Source organism: Streptomyces sp. NBC_01508 (assembly GCF_045040315.1).
Lineage (GTDB): Bacteria > Actinomycetota > Actinomycetes > Streptomycetales > Streptomycetaceae > Streptomyces.
In genome coordinates this window covers 3497758-3513807 of record NZ_CP109419.1, presented here as the reverse complement: position 1 = coordinate 3513807, position 16050 = coordinate 3497758, and the positions used below count along the sequence as shown (strand labels likewise).

Genomic DNA, 16050 nt, shown 5'->3' with positions numbered 1-16050 from the left:
AGTGGGCGTAGGCTCGAAAAAGTCATTCCCACCGAAGGATCTGCCGAAGGAGCGAGCGACGATGCCCGAGCTGAGGTCCCGCACTGTCACCCACGGCCGCAACATGGCGGGCGCACGCGCCCTTATGCGGGCGTCGGGCGTAGCGAGCGAGGACATCGGCAAGCCGATCGTCGCCGTGGCCAACTCCTTCACGGAGTTCGTCCCCGGGCACACCCACCTCGCCCCCGTCGGCCGGATCGTCTCCGAGGCGATCAAGGCCGCCGGCGCCGTGCCGCGCGAGTTCAACACCATCGCCGTCGACGACGGCATCGCGATGGGCCACGGAGGCATGCTCTACAGCCTGCCGTCCCGTGATCTGATCGCCGACTCCGTCGAGTACATGGTCGAGGCGCACTGCGCGGACGCGCTGATCTGCATCTCCAACTGCGACAAGATCACGCCCGGCATGCTGATGGCCGCGATGCGCCTCAACATCCCCACGGTCTTCGTCTCCGGCGGCCCGATGGAGGCCGGCAAGGCGACGCTGGTCGACGGCACGGTCCGCAAGCTGGATCTGATCAACGCGATCTCGGACGCGGTGGACGAGTCCGTCTCGGACGAGGACATCCTGCGTATCGAGGAGAACGCCTGCCCGACCTGCGGATCCTGTTCGGGCATGTTCACGGCCAACTCGATGAACTGCCTCGCCGAGGCCATCGGTCTCGCCCTGCCCGGCAACGGCTCCGTCCTCGCCACGCACACCGCGCGCAAGGCGCTGTACGAGAACGCGGGCGCCACGGTCGTGGACATCACCAAGCGCTACTACGAAGGCGGCGACGAGACCGTCCTGCCGCGCAACATCGCCACCCGCGCGGCCTTCGACAACGCCATGGCGCTCGACATCGCCATGGGCGGCTCCACGAACACGATCCTGCACCTGCTCGCCGCCGCCCAGGAGGCCGGTCTCGAATACGGCCTGGACGAGATCGACGCCGTCTCGCGGCGCGTCCCGTGCCTGTCGAAGGTCGCGCCGAACGTGGCGCCCGGCGGCACGTATTACATGGAGGACATCCACCGGGCCGGCGGTATCCCCGCCATCCTGGGCGAGCTGTACCGAGGCGGCCTCCTTAATGAGGACGTGCACTCGGTGCACTCCGACTCGCTGGACGAGTGGCTCAAGACGTGGGACGTGCGCGGCGGTTCACCCTCCGAGGAGGCCGTCGAGCTGTGGCACGCGGCGCCCGGCTGCAAGCGGTCGGCGACCGCGTTCTCCCAGTCCGAGCGGTGGGACACGCTCGACCTGGACGCCGAGGGCGGCTGTATCCGCTCGCTGGAGCACGCGTACTCGAAGGACGGCGGCCTCGCCGTACTGAAGGGCAACCTGGCCGTCGACGGCTGCGTCGTGAAGACCGCCGGAGTGGACGAGTCGATCTGGACCTTCGAAGGCCCGGCCGTCGTCTGCGAGTCGCAGGAGGAGGCCGTCGAGAAGATCCTCCGTAAGGAGATCAAGGAGGGCGATGTGATCGTCATCCGTTACGAGGGTCCGCGCGGCGGCCCCGGCATGCAGGAGATGCTCTACCCCACGTCGTATCTGAAGGGCCTGGGCCTGGGCAAGGCGTGCGCCCTGGTCACCGACGGCCGCTTCTCCGGCGGTACGTCGGGCCTGTCGATCGGCCACGCCTCGCCGGAGGCGGCGTCCGGCGGGACGATCGCGCTGGTGCGGGACGGCGACCGGGTGCGGATCGACATTCCGGGGCGCTCGATCGAACTGCTCGTCGGGGACGACGAGTTGGCGGTGCGGCGGGACGCGCTGAACGGTGTGTACGAGCCCGTCGCCCGCGAGCGCAAGGTCTCCGTGGCGCTGCGCGCGTACGCGGCGATGGCTACGAGCGCGGACAAGGGCGCGGTCCGGGACGTCTCCCTGCTGGGCTGACGACCCTCGACCCCGGACCCGAAATCGGCGGACCCCGGCACCCGGTGCGTGTCACCAGGTGTCGGGGTTCTCGCTGTCCACGGCGAAGACGGACCCGTCCGGCGCGCCGGCGTAGACACGGCCGGGGGCGGTGGCGGGGGCGGGCAGCGACGCCATGTAGGCGAGCCTGCCCGACAGCAGACGTGGTTTCGTACGGCCGATCAGGGTGCCGTCCGCCGTGTCGACCGTGATCAGCTGTCCGTCGGCGGCGGAGAAGTAGAGGCGGTCGCCGGCCGTCGCGACGGGGCGCGACGCGCGGGCGACGTCGGTCTCCAACTGCCAGCGCGGCTCGGTGTTCGAGCCCGTACGGGTGGTGTCGACGGCCAGCAGGGTCCCGCCGCGTGCCAGCAGGTAGGCGGTGCCGTCGCGCACGGCGAACTGCGCGTCGGCCACGACGTAGGGCAGCGGGACGCGGCGTACGGCCCGGCTCACGGGGTCGTAGCGCACGACCGCGTCCGTCATCGAGTCCGGGGCGAGCGACCTGAGGAACAGGGTGCCGCGCTCGGTGGCCACCGGCGTGAGGTTGCCGTCGAGCCGCCGCTGCCAGGCGAGTTCGCCGGTCTCCGGTTCCACGGCGCTGATGAGCGTGGTGCGGTTGTCGTCGGACGGCTCGGCGGCGTAGGTGTGACCGGTCTCCGGACTGTGCAGAGCGAGGATGGGCGCGCTGTGTCCGGGCAGCGGATGCTGCCAACGCGTCTTGCCCGTCGCACCGTTCAGCGCCTTCACCCGTCCGTCGTTCTTCACGAGCAGGACGGTGTCGCCGGCGTGGTGGACGCCGCCCTGGTAGCCGGAGACGTCCGCGCTCCACACCGGGGTGCCGTCGGCCTTCTCGTACGCGCGCAGCCACGAGTCGTGCGACGAGGTGAGGACGGCGTGGACCAGTCCGCCGGAGACGACGGGTGCCTCCGTGCTCTCGGCGCCCGCGCCGTGCGACCAGATCACCCGACCGCCGGCGGGATCGAGCCGGGCGGCGGCGACGCCGCGCGTGGAGCAGAGCAGCGTCGCCGGGGCGCCGGAGGCGACGGGTGTGTACGTACACCTCGGCGCGGTGCCGCGCTCGGCCGTGTCCCCGATGGCCGGGGCCAGCCACGGCTTGAAGGCCGCGGCCGCGGCCGCGGTTCCCGGCGCACCGGAGCCGCGCGGGCCGGAGGCGGGCGGCCGGGTGTCGCCGAATCCCTGCGCGGCCCAGAGGCCGCCGTACACGAGCACGACGATGCCGACGGCGAGGGCAGGCCACTTGGCCCGCAGGCGACGGCCGTCGACGGTATCAGGCTCGGCCGTCGCCTGCTTCGATGCCTGCTTCGTCGCCAGTTTCGGTGCCTGCTTCGACGTCGACTTCGGCGCGGGCGACGAAGCGGACTTCGCGGCCGGCGCGCGCCCGGACGACGGGTGTCCCGACGGCCCGTGCCCATGCCCGTGCGCCCCGGCGTGGGTGCGCTGTTCCCCGCCCGGCGCCGTCAACGGCCGTTGCACGCGACGCCGTTGAGCCGGTATGAAGGCGTCCGCCTCGTACGACGGCGGGCGCAGCTCCGACATGATCTCGTCCGGCGTGGGACGCTTCCGCGGGTCCTTGGCGAGACACCGCCCGACCAGCGGCGCCAGATCGGCGGGCAGGCCGACCAGATCCGCCTCGTCGTGAACCACCTGGTAGGCGACGATGTACGGACTGTCCGAGTCGAACGGCCCACGTCCGGTCGCCGCGTGGACCAGCAGCGACCCCAGCGCGAACACATCGGCCGCGGGCCCCACTTCACGCGGGCGCTGGAACTGCTCGGGCGCCATGTACGGCGGCGAGCCGATCAACTTGCCCGTCTCGGTGCGCAGATCGCTGTCGACCGGCCGTGAGATGCCGAAGTCGATGACCCTGGGGCCGTTGTCCGTGAGCAGTACGTTGCCCGGCTTGAGGTCACGGTGCACGACACCGGCCCGGTGGATGTCCCGCAGCGCCTCGGCGAGCCCCGCCGTCAGCCGGCGCAACTCGGCGGGGGCCATGGGCCCGTTGCTCTTCACCTGCTCGGCCAGGGTCGGGCCGGGGATGTACGAGGTGGCCATCCAGGGCCGCTCGGCGTCCGGGTCGGCGTCGACGACGGGCGCGGTGAACGCACCGCTCACGCGCCGTGCGGCGGCGACCTCCTGGCGGAAGCGGGCCCGGAACTCCGGGTCCGCCGCGTACTGCTGGTGCACCACCTTCACGGCGAGCCGCAGCCCCGAAGCGGAGCGGGCGAGGTGCACCACGCCCATGCCGCCGGAGCCGAGGCAGGCCTCAAGGCGGTAACTCCCGGCGTATTCCATGTGTGAGTCCCCCGTGTCGCTTCAGCGAGCGCGACTCACGGAGCCTAGTCGATGGTGCGGCTGCGGCTGAAGGGTCTTGCTAGCCTGCGCGTCGCAGAGAGTGAACATTCAACAAGATCACCAAGAGAGCACCAAGGGGGAGAACGACGATGGCTGTTGAAGAAGCGGGAGAGCCCGGAGCGGTCGAGGAGACGGGTCCGGACACCGAGGCGGGAACCCTCGCCGCGGCGGCGGCCCGCTACCCGATCGCGCCGGGATACCGCGTCAACGTGCGCTCGGGGCCGGGGACGCACTACTCGCTGGTGCGCGTGCTGCCGTACAACGCCACGATTCCGATCTACTGCCAGAAGGCGGGCCAGTCGGTGTCCGGGCCGTACGGGACGTCGAACATCTGGGACAACATCGCCAACGGCGAGTTCGTCTCGGACGCGTACGTGAAGACAGGCAGTGACGGTTACGTCGCTCCACGCTGCGCCTGAGCCCCGGCTCTCGCGCACAGGGATAATCGCCATGTGAGCCAGAGCCAGAGCAAGAGCGAGAGTAAAGGCACGATCGTGGGTACGTCCGAGACCACCGCCGCCGCAGCGGTCACGCCGTCCGTGGACGGCGGCAGCGGCGACGGTGGCCCCGGCGGTCCCCGGCCCGAGCCCATCCGCTTCTTCGGCACGACGTGGGTCGCGCACGACGGCGGTTACGCGCTCCGCCGCGTCGCCGTCGCCGTCGGCTCGCTGGCCGCCGTCTTGGGCGCGTGCTTTCTGCTGCGCTTCTCCTACGAAGGCCTGGAGATCGCGAAGGCCGGCTCGTTCGTCGGCGTCCTCGTCATCGTGATGTTCTCGGTGTGCGGCGCCATCGCCTTCCGCAAGACCTGGGAAGGCTTCTCCAAGCGCCCCGCCGACCCGGCCCGCGAGGAGGCGCTGCGCAGCCTCAAGGGCATCGGCTTCATCGGCTCGCTGATCGCGTACTTCCTGCGCTCGCTCGCCGAGGCGCCGGGGGAGCGGCTACGGCGTACCGAGTACGAGACGGCCGTCACGCGGTACGAGCGCCGGCGCACCACCCGTACAGGCAACCCGGCCGCCCGCAAGGCCAAGCGCCCCAAGCGCACCTGATCGCCGGGCGGGCCGCGCACGCGCACGCCCCCGCGCGGCGCCCGCGGACACCGCACGCGTCAGGATGAGCCCCATGACCGATCGCGCGCTCTCCTTCGACGCCGTCGCCGGCCAGTACGACGCCGCCCGGCCCGGCTGTCCGCCGGTGCTCTTCGACGCAGTCGAGGAACTGCCCGGCCGCCCCCTCCGAGGCTCCCTCGACGTCGGTGCCGGGACCGGAATCGCCACCCGCCTGCCGCGTGCCCGTGGCGCCGACGTCACCGCCGTCGAGCCGGGTCCCGGCATGGCCGAGCAGCTGCGCCGTACGCTGCCGGACACCCCGCTGGTCAGGGGTTTCGGCGACGCCCTGCCCATCGCGGACGCGTCGGTCGACCTGGTCACGTACGCCCAGTCCTGGCACTGGACCGACCCGGCCCGCTCCATACCCGAGGCCCTGCGGGTACTGCGCCCCGGCGGCGCGCTCGCCCTGTGGTGGAACGTCTCCGACCCCGCCGTCCCCCGGGTCGCCGCACAGGAACGACGGCTGCGCAGGTCGCCGGCGCGACAGCCCACAGCCCACAGCCCCGGCGGACGGCACCGCGAGGGCCTGTCCGACGCTCTGGCCCCCGTGCGGCGCGAACTGCGCTGGACGCGCACCGTCCCGCTCGACACCCACCTCGCCAGCCTCGGCGGCCACTCCCTCTTCCGGGTGCTCGGCGACGACGCCACGGCCGCCCACCTCGCCGAGGAACGCACCGAACTGCTCAAGGTCTTTCCGGCCGGATCGGTCGAGGAGGCGTATGTGGTCGAGCTGACTGTCACAGTTCGTCCCTCCGTTTCGTCCGCTGTCCGAGGCCCGTTGTCCCGGGCCTGACGCCCGGCAGGGGAGAGGAGCGCCGACGCATGGCCGAGCTGGCGGAATTCGAGCAGCAGCGCAAGAGGTTGTGGGGCATCGCCTACCGCATCACCGGATCCGTCGCCGACGCCGAGGACGCCGTCCAGGAGGCGTGGCTGCGCTGGGAACGGCTGCCCGACGGGGAGGCGGACGACCCCAAGGCCTATCTGACGACGGTCGTCAGCAGGCTCTGTTACGACCAGCTCGGGTCCGCCCGTGCCCGCCGCGAGTCGTACGTCGGGCCGTGGCTGCCCGAGCCGGTGGTCACCGAGGGCGGGCCCGAGGACCGGGTCACGCTGGACGAGTCCGTCGGGCTCGCCATGCTCACCGTGCTGGAGCGGCTGACGCCGGCCGAGCGCACCGCGTTCATCCTGCACGACGTCTTCGCCGTGCCGTTCAAGGAGATCGCGGAAGTGGTGGGCCGTACGCCCGATTCCGTACGGCAGTTGGCCTCCCGTGCCCGCCACCGGGTACGGGTCGAGACGCCCCGCCGCTCCGTCGACCGGGGCGAGCACCGGCGGGCCGTCGACGCGTTCCTGTCGGCCGTGCTGGGCGGGGACTTCGACGGTCTGCTGGAGATTCTCGACCCCGAGGTGGTGTGGCGCACGGACGGTGGCGGCAAGGTCACGGCGGCCAGACTGCCCGTCGTCGGTGGCGAGAAGGTCGTCCGCTTCACGCGGCGCCTGATGCGCGACTTCGACCACGAGACGATGTACGCCGTCGTACGGGAGGTGAACGGCTCGCCGGGTGTGGTGCTGGTCGACCCCGTCGGCGAGCAGTGCGGCGTTTTCGGATTCAACGTGCACGGCGGGCTCATCACCGAGATCGACGCCGTGCTCAACCCGGAGAAGCTGGCCCATCTCGACCTCGGGAGTCTGTGACCGCACTCACTGTTACATCCGGACGCCCCGCGTCGTCCCCCTTGTATGACACCCACCAACGCCACTTCCTCTTCCTCTGCTTACCCGGCTTCCCCCGCTTCTCCTTCTCCCGAGGGAAAGCAGCAGGTCGTCGTGGTCGGCGCGGGATACGCGGGGCTGATGTGCGCGCTGCGCGTCGCCCCGCACGCCCACGTCACCCTCGTCGACCCCGCCGACCGGTTCACCGAACGCATCCGGCTGCACGAACGCGCCGCCGGACGCCCCGACGTGACCCACCCACTCCGCACGTTCCTCCGCTCCACCGGTATCACCCATGTCGCCGCCCGCGCGGCGGCCATCGACGCCGCCGCCCGCGAGGTCCGTACCGACGACGGCCGTGTCCTCCCGTACGACCGGCTCGTCCACGCCCTCGGCAGCCGCACCCGATCCGTCGACCCCGTCGGCCCCGGCAACCGCGAACGCGCGTACACCGTCGAGTCCGCCACCGAACTGCACACACGCCTCCAGGACGGGCCCGGCGCCCTGACGGTCGTGGGCGGCGGCCTCACCGGGATCGAACTGGCCACCGAACTCGCCGAGACCCACCCCCACTGGCACGTCGGCCTTCTTACGGAGGACGTCGTCGGTCCGGGGCTCTCGGACACGGGCCGCGCCCATGTCCGCAGGGCGCTCGCCGACCGTGGCGTACGCGTCGAGGAAGGCCGCCGCGTCGCCCGCCCCGACGACATCGACGCCGATGTCGTCGTCTGGGCCGCCTCCATGACCCCCAACACCGAACTGGCGCGCGCCGCCGGGATCGCCACCGACGCCGGGGGACGCGTCGAGGTCGACGCGGCGCTGCGGTCCGTGTCCCATCCGGAGGTGTACGCGGTGGGTGACTCGGCCGCCGGACACAGCGCCACCGCCGGTTCGCTGCGGATGGGCTGCGCCGCCGCCCTGCCCAGCGGCTCGCAGGCCGCGAACTCGATCATCGCCGAACTGCGGGGCGGGGATCCGAAGCCGCTGCGCTTCTCGTACAACCTCCAGTGCCTGAGCCTGGGCCGCCGTGACGGGCTGGTCCAGTTCGTACGGGCCGACGACTCGCCCCGCGAACGTGTCCTCACCGGCCGTCAGGCGGCCTTCGTGAAGGAGGGCATCGTCCGATCCACGGTCGGCGCCCTGAAGATGGCGTCCCGCGGGCCGAAGTTGGTCGGGCGCTTCCCGGGCTTCGGGGGGTAGCCCCGGCGCTTGACGGTGGGACGCGGACGGGAGCATTATTCATCGCATGATGAATAAAGCCGAGGCTGCCATCCGCGCCCGCGGTCTCCGCGTCGTACGAGGCGAACGCACCGTGCTGCGCGACCTCGACTTCGCCGTACCGCCCGGCCGGATCACCGGCCTCCTCGGCCCCTCCGGCTGCGGCAAGTCGACCCTGATGCGCGCCGTCGTCGGCACCCAGGCCAAGGTCACCGGCACCCTGGACGTCCTCGGCCGCCCGGCCGGCGACGCCACACTCCGCGCCCGCATCGGCTACGTCACCCAGGCACCTTCCGTCTACGACGACTTGACGGTCCGTCAGAACCTGAAGTACTTCGCGGCGATCCTCGACCCGAAACGCTCCCACCGCGCCGCCCGGGAGGAGACGGTCCACCGCGCCATCGCCGACGTCGACCTCACCTCCCACGCAGATGCCCTCGCGGGCAGACTCTCCGGCGGCCAGCGCAACCGCGTCTCGCTCGCCGTCGCCCTCCTCGGCACGCCCGAACTCCTCGTGCTCGACGAGCCGACCGTCGGCCTCGACCCCGTACTCCGCCGCGACCTGTGGGAACTCTTCCACCGCATCGCCGCCGACCGCGCGGCCACCCTCCTCGTCTCCTCCCACGTGATGGACGAGGCCGAACGCTGCGACCGCCTCCTCCTCATGCGCGACGGCCACATCCTGGCCGACGACACCCCCGACGCCCTGCGCACCCGCACCGGCTCCGAAACGGTCGAGGAAGCCTTCCTCCACCTGGTCGACGAGGCCAACGCCCACGCACTTCAGGAGACCCCCCGATGACCACCTCGGCCCCGACCCCAACCTCGACCTCGACCCCGGCCCCGGCCCGGACGTCGGCCCCCGCCCTCCGCGCCTTCTCCGGCGCCCGGACCCTGGCCACCGCCGCCCGCGTCCTGCGTCAACTCCGCCACGACCTCCGATCCATCGCGCTGATGATCCTCGTCCCGTGCGTGATGCTCTTCCTCCTGCGCTACGTCTTCGACGCCGACGCCCGCACCTTTGACTCCATCGGTGCCGCACTGCTCGGCATCTTCCCGCTGATCACGATGTTCCTGGTCACCTCCATCGCCACCCTCCGCGAGCGCACCTCGGGCACGCTCGAACGCCTCCTCGCCATGCCCATCGGCAAGGCCGACCTCATCGCCGGCTACGCCCTGGCCTTCGGCGCCCTCGCCGTCGTGCAGTCCCTGCTCGCCACCGGACTCGCCGTCTGGGGTCTCGGCCTCGATGTCGTCGGATCGCCCTGGCTGCTCATGCTGGTCGCCATCCTCGACGCCCTGCTCGGCACGGCACTCGGACTGTTCGTCTCGGCCTTCGCCTCGTCCGAATTCCAGGCCGTCCAGTTCATGCCGGCGGTGATCTTTCCCCAACTGCTGCTCTGCGGACTGTTCACCGCACGCGAGAACATGCAGCCGGTGCTCGAAGGGATCTCGAACGTCCTGCCCATGTCCTACGCCGTCGACGGAATGAACGAGGTCCTGCGCCACTCCGACGCCACCGGCAACTTCGTACGCGACATCCTGATCGTCGCCGGCTGCGCGGTCCTGGTTCTCGCCCTGGGCGCGGCGACCCTCCGCCGCCGCACGGAATAGGCCCGACCGAGCTGACCGAGCTGACCGAGCGAGCTGTCCGACCCCGTCCGCCGTTCCGCCACTCGGACACCACGAGCCCGCCCCCGCCGCCGATGCGAGGATGATCCCGGATAGTCCGTACGACGGCTCGACACAGCCCACCGGCGAGGTGCCCCGCATGACCAAGACCATCGCAGTCCTCGGTACCGGCAAGATCGGCGAAGCTCTCCTCAGCGGCATGATCCGCGCCGGCTGGCGCCCCGCCGACCTCCTGGTCACCACCCGCCGTGCCGAACGCGCCGCACAGCTCCGGGACCGCTACGGTGTCGAGCCGGTCACCAACGCCGAAGCCGCCAAGCGCGCCGACACGCTCATCCTCGCCGTGAAGCCGCAGGACATGGGCAAGCTCCTCGACGAACTCGCCCCCCACGTCGCCGCCGACCGCCTGGTCATCAGCGCCGCCGCGGGTATCCCCACGGCCTTCATCGAAGAACGCCTCATCACCGGCCTCTCCGTCGTCCGTGTCATGCCCAACACCCCCGTCCTTGTCGATGAAGGCATGTCCGTCATCTCCGGCGGCAGCCACGCCACCCCCGCCGACCTCAACCACACCGAGGAGATCTTCGGCGGCGTCGGCAAGACCGCCCGCGTCCCCGAGTCCCAGCAGGACGCGGCGACCGCTCTCTCCGGCTCGGGCCCGGCGTACTTCTACTTCCTGGTCGAGGCCATGACCGACGCCGGCATCCTCCTCGGCCTGCCCCGCGCCCAGGCCCACGACCTCATCGTCCAGGCGGCCATCGGCGCCGCGGTCATGCTCCGCGACAGCGGCGAGCACCCGGTCAAGCTCCGCGAGGCCGTGACCTCCCCGGCGGGCACCACCATCAGCGCCATCCGCGAACTGGAGAACCACGGCGTACGGGCCGCCCTGATCGCCGCGATCGAAGCGGCCCGCGACCGCAGCCGCGAACTGGCCTCCGGCAACGGCTGACCACCACGCCCCCGGCGCGGCGCACGGTCAGGCGGACGCCGCCCGCACCACGTCCTGCGCCGTCACGACCTGCGCGAAGCCACCACCGTGCAGCGACACCGCAGTCGCCCGCGCCAACTCCCGCGCCGTCAACTCCCAGCCCCAGGGCCCCTCCTGGCCGAAGGTGTACGTCGCGTCCAGCGCGAAGAACACGTCGTACCCGAGATTCCCCGCCATCCGCGTCGTGGTCTCCACGCACATGTTGGTCTGGATCCCCGCCATCACCAGCTGCCCGATCCCCGCTGCCTTCAGCCACGCGTCCAGATCCGGCGTGCCGTAGAACGCGGAGTTCACGCTCTTCGCCACCAGCAGCTCCGACTCGGCCGCGCCCTTCCCCCGCCGCCGCTCCACGTACTCCTTGAAGCCGTTCCCCTCGTATCCCGGCCGCAACGGCGAACCCGGCTCCGTCGAGTCGTGTCGTGTGAACACGACCGGCCGCCCACTCGCCTGCCACGCGTCGATCAGCGCGGCGATGTTGTCGTCCGCCTCCGGGTTGTTCCGCACACCCCAGTGCTCCACCTCCTCGAATCCCCGCTGCACATCGATGATCACCAGAGCCGCGTTCTTCGCCATGTCCATGAACCTCATGCTGCCGCCGGGCACCCGCCCCTTCCACAGGTACAGAAGTCAGCGGTCGATGGTTTACTGCCAACCATGGCCGACGTCCTCGCCTCCACCCCCCAACGCATCGCCCTCCTCGCCTTTCCCGGCATCCGCGCCTTCGACATCTCGGTCATCACCGAGGTCTGGGGCGTCGACCGCACCGACCGAGGCGTGCCCGCCTTCCACCTCCACCGCCCCGCTGCCGACCCCGCGCCCATTCCCCTGCGCGGCGGGCTCACCCTCACCCCCGACCGCACCCTCGACTGGCTCACCCGAGCCGACCTGATCGTCGTCCCCGGCCTGGACGACCACCTCACCCCGGCCCCCGCACCCGTACTCGACGCCCTCCGCCGCGCCCACCACCGAGGCACGACGATCGCCGCACTCTGCGGAGGGGCCTTCACCCTCGCCCAGGCCGGCCTCCTCGACGGCCGCCGCGCCATCACCCACTGGCACCTCACCGGACTCCTCCGCGAACACCACCCCCAAGTCACCGTCGTCCCCGACGCCCTCTTCCTCCACGACAGCAACATCTGGACCTCCGCCGGCACCGCAGCGGGCATCGACCTCTGCCTCCATCTCGTCCGCACGACCCACGGTGCCGAGACGGCGGCAACCATCGCCCGCTCAATGGTCACGGCGCCCTACCGCACCGGCACCCAGGCCCAGTTCATCGAGCGGCCCACCCCTCGCAGCGACCGGGACGAGGATGCCCTCGCCTCCGTACGCGAATACGCCCTGCACCACCTCCACCAGCCGCTCACCATCACCGCCCTCGCCGCCCACGCGGGCATGTCCCCCCGCTCCTTCGCCCGCCACTTCCAGGCCACCACAGGCACCACGCCCCTCCGCTGGCTCATCGCACAGCGCCTCGCGGCGGCCCAGAAACTCCTCGAACGCACCGACCTCCCCATGGCCGAGGTCGCGGGCCGCACGGGCTTCGGCAGCGAGGTGACCATGCGCCAGCACTTCGCCGGCCACCTCGGCACCAGCCCGCGCGACTACCGCGCGGCCTTCCGTCAGCCGGCGGGCAACAGCCCGATCGCCTCGTAGGCCGCATCCACCACCGGCCGGGCCATCCCCCTGGCCCGATCCGCACCCTCCTTCAGAATCTGGTCCACATGACCGGGATCCGCCGCGAGCTCCGCATGCCGCGCCCGGACCGGCCGCAACAGCTCGACGACGGCTTCGGCTGTGTCCTTCTTGAGTGAGCCGTACGACTCGTATACACCGGCCAGCTCAGTTGGGTTCCCGCCCCCGCACGCCGCAAGAATCTCCAGCAGATTCGCCACCCCCGGCTTGGCCACCGGGTCGTACTCGACCTCGCGCCCGCTGTCCGTGACTGCCCGCGTCACCTTCTTGCGCACCACGTCCGTCTCGTCCAGCAGATAGACGATCCCGGCCCCGGAGTCGTGCGACTTCCCCATCTTCGAGCCCGGATCCTGGAGATCCATGACCCGCGCCGCCACCGGCGGATGCGTGGCCCTCGGCACGGTGAACGTCGGCCCGTAGCGAAGGTTGAAACGCTCGGCCAGGTCCCGCGTCAGCTCCACATGCTGCGCCTGGTCGTCACCCACCGGCACCTCGTCGGTCCGGTAGACGAGGATGTCCGCCGCCATCAGCGCCGGATAGGTCAGCAGCGACGTCCGCACACTCTGCCCGGCGGCCTTGGCCCGCACGGACTTCTCCTTGTACTGGATCATGCGCCGCAGCTCGCCGTCCGTGGCCGTGCACTCCAATAGATATGAGAGCCGGGTGTGCTCGCCCACATGACTCTGCACGAACACGGTGCACCGGCTCGTATCCAGCCCGGCCGCCAGCAGCAGCGTCGCCGCCTGCCGGCTGAGCCTGCGCACCCGGGCCGGATCGTGCTCCACGGTCAGGGCATGCAGATCGACGATGCAGAACAGAGCGTCGGCCCGGAACTGATCCACCTCCGCCCACCTGCGTACGGCTCCGAGGTAGTTGCCCAACGTCATATGGCCCGTCGGCTTGATCCCGCTGAAGATCCGCGTCATCTCTGTCTTCCCACTCCTGGTCGGAGCCACCGCCGTGGGGCCGGGCTCCGGTACTCCACCAGGGGGAGAAACGCGAACGGCCGCCAGAGCGGCGGCCGTTGATCGCATACGTGTCAGCAGGCCGCCGTCAGACGGCCCGCCAGCTGTAGCTACACACATGCGTGGACATGGGTGGCAGAGTACGCGGCCAGTACCCCGATGACCCGAAGTTGACACGTCCCAGGTGGGAACGTAATGTTCTCCGAGCTGTCCGACGTGAGCATCGACCCCGGTCGGTCCCCGGACGGTCATTCCGCAAGACCACTGCAATCGCGCGACATCCGGTCGCTCTCTTTTGTGTGCGCTTTTGCGAAATGAGGAATCCGCGTTCGAAGGGACGCGAACCCCGATTAGCGTCGGGGGAGTGGTTCCGCTAAAGTCTCACTCGTCGGAACGGCCGAAGGGCCGGAAAGACAAGCCCCGCTGACTGGGAATCAGGCGCCGAAAGGTTCTGATAGAGTCGGAGACGAAGGAAAGCAAGACCGAAGGGAAGCCCGGAGGAAAGCCCGAGAGGGTGAGTACAAAGGAAGCGTCCGTTCCTTGAGAACTCAACAGCGTGCCAAAAGTCAACGCCAGATATGTTGATACCCCGACCTCGTCCACTGTTGTGGATTGGGTTGAGGTTCCTTTGATAGAAACACAGCGAGGACGCTGTGAACGGTTGGCCTTATTCCGGTCGACTGTTCCGCTCTCGTGGTGTCACCCGATTACGGGTAAACATTCACGGAGAGTTTGATCCTGGCTCAGGACGAACGCTGGCGGCGTGCTTAACACATGCAAGTCGAACGATGAAGCCTTCGGGTGGATTAGTGGCGAACGGGTGAGTAACACGTGGGCAATCTGCCCTGCACTCTGGGACAAGCCCTGGAAACGGGGTCTAATACCGGATAATACTGTGCCCCTCATGGGGGACGGTTGAAAGCTCCGGCGGTGCAGGATGAGCCCGCGGCCTATCAGCTTGTTGGTGGGGTAATGGCCTACCAAGGCGACGACGGGTAGCCGGCCTGAGAGGGCGACCGGCCACACTGGGACTGAGACACGGCCCAGACTCCTACGGGAGGCAGCAGTGGGGAATATTGCACAATGGGCGAAAGCCTGATGCAGCGACGCCGCGTGAGGGATGACGGCCTTCGGGTTGTAAACCTCTTTCAGCAGGGAAGAAGCGAAAGTGACGGTACCTGCAGAAGAAGCGCCGGCTAACTACGTGCCAGCAGCCGCGGTAATACGTAGGGCGCAAGCGTTGTCCGGAATTATTGGGCGTAAAGAGCTCGTAGGCGGTCTGTCACGTCGGGTGTGAAAGCCCGGGGCTTAACCCCGGGTCTGCATTCGATACGGGCAGACTAGAGTGTGGTAGGGGAGATCGGAATTCCTGGTGTAGCGGTGAAATGCGCAGATATCAGGAGGAACACCGGTGGCGAAGGCGGATCTCTGGGCCATTACTGACGCTGAGGAGCGAAAGCGTGGGGAGCGAACAGGATTAGATACCCTGGTAGTCCACGCCGTAAACGTTGGGAACTAGGTGTTGGCGACATTCCACGTCGTCGGTGCCGCAGCTAACGCATTAAGTTCCCCGCCTGGGGAGTACGGCCGCAAGGCTAAAACTCAAAGGAATTGACGGGGGCCCGCACAAGCAGCGGAGCATGTGGCTTAATTCGACGCAACGCGAAGAACCTTACCAAGGCTTGACATACACCGGAAAGCATCAGAGATGGTGCCCCCCTTGTGGTCGGTGTACAGGTGGTGCATGGCTGTCGTCAGCTCGTGTCGTGAGATGTTGGGTTAAGTCCCGCAACGAGCGCAACCCTTGTTCTGTGTTGCCAGCATGCCCTTCGGGGTGATGGGGACTCACAGGAGACCGCCGGGGTCAACTCGGAGGAAGGTGGGGACGACGTCAAGTCATCATGCCCCTTATGTCTTGGGCTGCACACGTGCTACAATGGCCGGTACAATGAGCTGCGATACCGCAAGGTGGAGCGAATCTCAAAAAGCCGGTCTCAGTTCGGATTGGGGTCTGCAACTCGACCCCATGAAGTCGGAGTTGCTAGTAATCGCAGATCAGCATTGCTGCGGTGAATACGTTCCCGGGCCTTGTACACACCGCCCGTCACGTCACGAAAGTCGGTAACACCCGAAGCCGGTGGCCCAACCCCTTGTGGGAGGGAGCTGTCGAAGGTGGGACTGGCGATTGGGACGAAGTCGTAACAAGGTAGCCGTACCGGAAGGTGCGGCTGGATCACCTCCTTTCTAAGGAGCATCTAGACCATCGGACCCCTTGGGTCGGGTGGTCCAGGAACCATTTCGTCGGCACCTGTCCGACGGTGGTCGCTCATGGGTGGAACGTTGACTATTCGGCACAGTGAGTCTGTGGTGTTTGCGAGTACTGCCCTTTCGGGGGCGTGGAAAGTGGATGCGGTGGGTTTGCTGGGCCGG

The 16050-nt window shown here is 69.4% G+C and carries 13 protein-coding genes and 1 rRNA gene; 11 read left to right on the top strand and 3 right to left on the bottom strand.

The window, feature by feature from the left end:
- Positions 1–61 precede the first annotated feature (61 nt).
- The gene (gene ilvD / locus OG700_RS16070) at positions 62–1912 is read left to right on the top strand and encodes a dihydroxy-acid dehydratase (protein WP_405614070.1); all 1851 of its coding nucleotides are present in this window, start codon (positions 62–64) and stop codon (positions 1910–1912) included.
- Positions 1913–1963: 51 nt separating this feature from the next.
- On the opposite strand, the gene OG700_RS16065 is transcribed toward ilvD, so the two are convergent.
- The gene (locus OG700_RS16065) at positions 1964–4243 is read right to left on the bottom strand and encodes a serine/threonine-protein kinase (RefSeq protein WP_405614068.1); all 2280 of its coding nucleotides are present in this window, start codon (positions 4241–4243) and stop codon (positions 1964–1966) included.
- A 149-nt stretch (positions 4244–4392) separates the two neighbouring features.
- Between OG700_RS16065 and OG700_RS16060 the strand changes: the two genes are divergently transcribed.
- The 8 genes from OG700_RS16060 (at position 4393) to proC (ending at position 10921) form a co-directional block, all read left to right on the top strand.
- Positions 4393–4722, top strand: coding sequence for an SH3 domain-containing protein (locus OG700_RS16060; RefSeq protein ID WP_405614066.1), 330 nt, complete (start codon positions 4393–4395; stop codon positions 4720–4722).
- Positions 4723–4842: 120 nt separating this feature from the next.
- Positions 4843–5349: a hypothetical protein gene (locus OG700_RS16055; protein ID WP_405621741.1), complete on the top strand. Its 507-nt coding sequence runs from the start codon at positions 4843–4845 to the stop codon at positions 5347–5349.
- Between the two features lie 64 nt (positions 5350–5413).
- Entirely contained in the window at positions 5414–6202 is a 789-nt protein-coding gene (locus OG700_RS16050; protein ID WP_405614064.1) for a class I SAM-dependent methyltransferase, read from the top strand.
- A 29-nt stretch (positions 6203–6231) separates the two neighbouring features.
- Positions 6232–7104 carry an RNA polymerase sigma factor SigJ gene (sigJ, locus tag OG700_RS16045; protein ID WP_405614062.1) on the top strand — a complete coding sequence of 291 codons (873 nt, stop codon included), beginning with the start codon at positions 6232–6234 and terminating at the stop codon, positions 7102–7104.
- Positions 7105–7236: 132 nt separating this feature from the next.
- Positions 7237–8322 (top strand): NAD(P)/FAD-dependent oxidoreductase, encoded by a 1086-nt coding sequence (locus OG700_RS16040; protein WP_405614060.1) that lies wholly within the window; start codon positions 7237–7239, stop codon positions 8320–8322.
- Positions 8323–8368: 46 nt separating this feature from the next.
- On the top strand, positions 8369–9142 hold the full coding sequence (locus OG700_RS16035) for an ABC transporter ATP-binding protein (protein ID WP_405614058.1): 774 nt from the start codon (positions 8369–8371) through the stop codon (positions 9140–9142).
- Positions 9139–9954 (top strand): ABC transporter permease, encoded by an 816-nt coding sequence (locus OG700_RS16030; RefSeq protein WP_405614056.1) that lies wholly within the window; start codon positions 9139–9141, stop codon positions 9952–9954. The genes OG700_RS16035 and OG700_RS16030 overlap by 4 nt, the downstream gene beginning before the upstream one ends.
- 157 nt (positions 9955–10111) lie before the next feature.
- The gene (gene proC, locus OG700_RS16025) at positions 10112–10921 is read left to right on the top strand and encodes a pyrroline-5-carboxylate reductase (protein ID WP_405614054.1); all 810 of its coding nucleotides are present in this window, start codon (positions 10112–10114) and stop codon (positions 10919–10921) included.
- Between the two features lie 27 nt (positions 10922–10948).
- On the opposite strand, the gene OG700_RS16020 is transcribed toward proC, so the two are convergent.
- Positions 10949–11539, bottom strand: coding sequence for a cysteine hydrolase family protein (locus OG700_RS16020; RefSeq protein ID WP_405614052.1), 591 nt, complete (start codon positions 11537–11539; stop codon positions 10949–10951).
- A gap of 75 nt (positions 11540–11614) precedes the next feature.
- Here OG700_RS16020 and OG700_RS16015 point away from each other — a divergent pair, with 75 nt between their 5' ends.
- Positions 11615–12616, top strand: a complete 1002-nt coding sequence (locus OG700_RS16015) for a GlxA family transcriptional regulator (protein ID WP_405614050.1) — start codon at positions 11615–11617, stop codon at positions 12614–12616.
- Here OG700_RS16015 and trpS read toward each other — a convergent pair.
- Entirely contained in the window at positions 12583–13581 is a 999-nt protein-coding gene (gene trpS / locus OG700_RS16010; protein WP_405614048.1) for a tryptophan--tRNA ligase, read from the bottom strand. The two genes, OG700_RS16015 and trpS, sit on opposite strands and share 34 nt — an antisense overlap.
- A gap of 759 nt (positions 13582–14340) precedes the next feature.
- On the opposite strand from trpS, the gene OG700_RS16005 reads away from it, so the two are divergent.
- Positions 14341–15864: ribosomal RNA gene (locus OG700_RS16005) — 16S ribosomal RNA — on the top strand.
- Positions 15865–16050 lie beyond the last annotated feature (186 nt).

Excerpts from the sequence above, each read along its gene's own strand:
- ilvD (WP_405614070.1), top strand. The coding sequence starts at position 62 with ATGCCCGAGCTGAGGTCCCGCACTGTCACCCACGGCCGCAACATGGCG.
- sigJ (WP_405614062.1), top strand. The coding sequence starts at position 6,232 with ATGGCCGAGCTGGCGGAATTCGAGCAGCAGCGCAAGAGGTTGTGGGGC.
- OG700_RS16015 (WP_405614050.1), top strand. The coding sequence starts at position 11,615 with ATGGCCGACGTCCTCGCCTCCACCCCCCAACGCATCGCCCTCCTCGCC.
- OG700_RS16065 (WP_405614068.1), bottom strand. The coding sequence starts at position 4,243 with ATGGAATACGCCGGGAGTTACCGCCTTGAGGCCTGCCTCGGCTCCGGC.
- OG700_RS16035 (WP_405614058.1), top strand. The coding sequence starts at position 8,369 with ATGATGAATAAAGCCGAGGCTGCCATCCGCGCCCGCGGTCTCCGCGTC.
- OG700_RS16050 (WP_405614064.1), top strand. The coding sequence starts at position 5,414 with ATGAGCCCCATGACCGATCGCGCGCTCTCCTTCGACGCCGTCGCCGGC.
- proC (WP_405614054.1), top strand. The coding sequence starts at position 10,112 with ATGACCAAGACCATCGCAGTCCTCGGTACCGGCAAGATCGGCGAAGCT.
- OG700_RS16020 (WP_405614052.1), bottom strand. The coding sequence starts at position 11,539 with ATGGACATGGCGAAGAACGCGGCTCTGGTGATCATCGATGTGCAGCGG.
- trpS (WP_405614048.1), bottom strand. The coding sequence starts at position 13,581 with ATGACGCGGATCTTCAGCGGGATCAAGCCGACGGGCCATATGACGTTG.
- OG700_RS16060 (WP_405614066.1), top strand. The coding sequence starts at position 4,393 with ATGGCTGTTGAAGAAGCGGGAGAGCCCGGAGCGGTCGAGGAGACGGGT.
- OG700_RS16030 (WP_405614056.1), top strand. The coding sequence starts at position 9,139 with ATGACCACCTCGGCCCCGACCCCAACCTCGACCTCGACCCCGGCCCCG.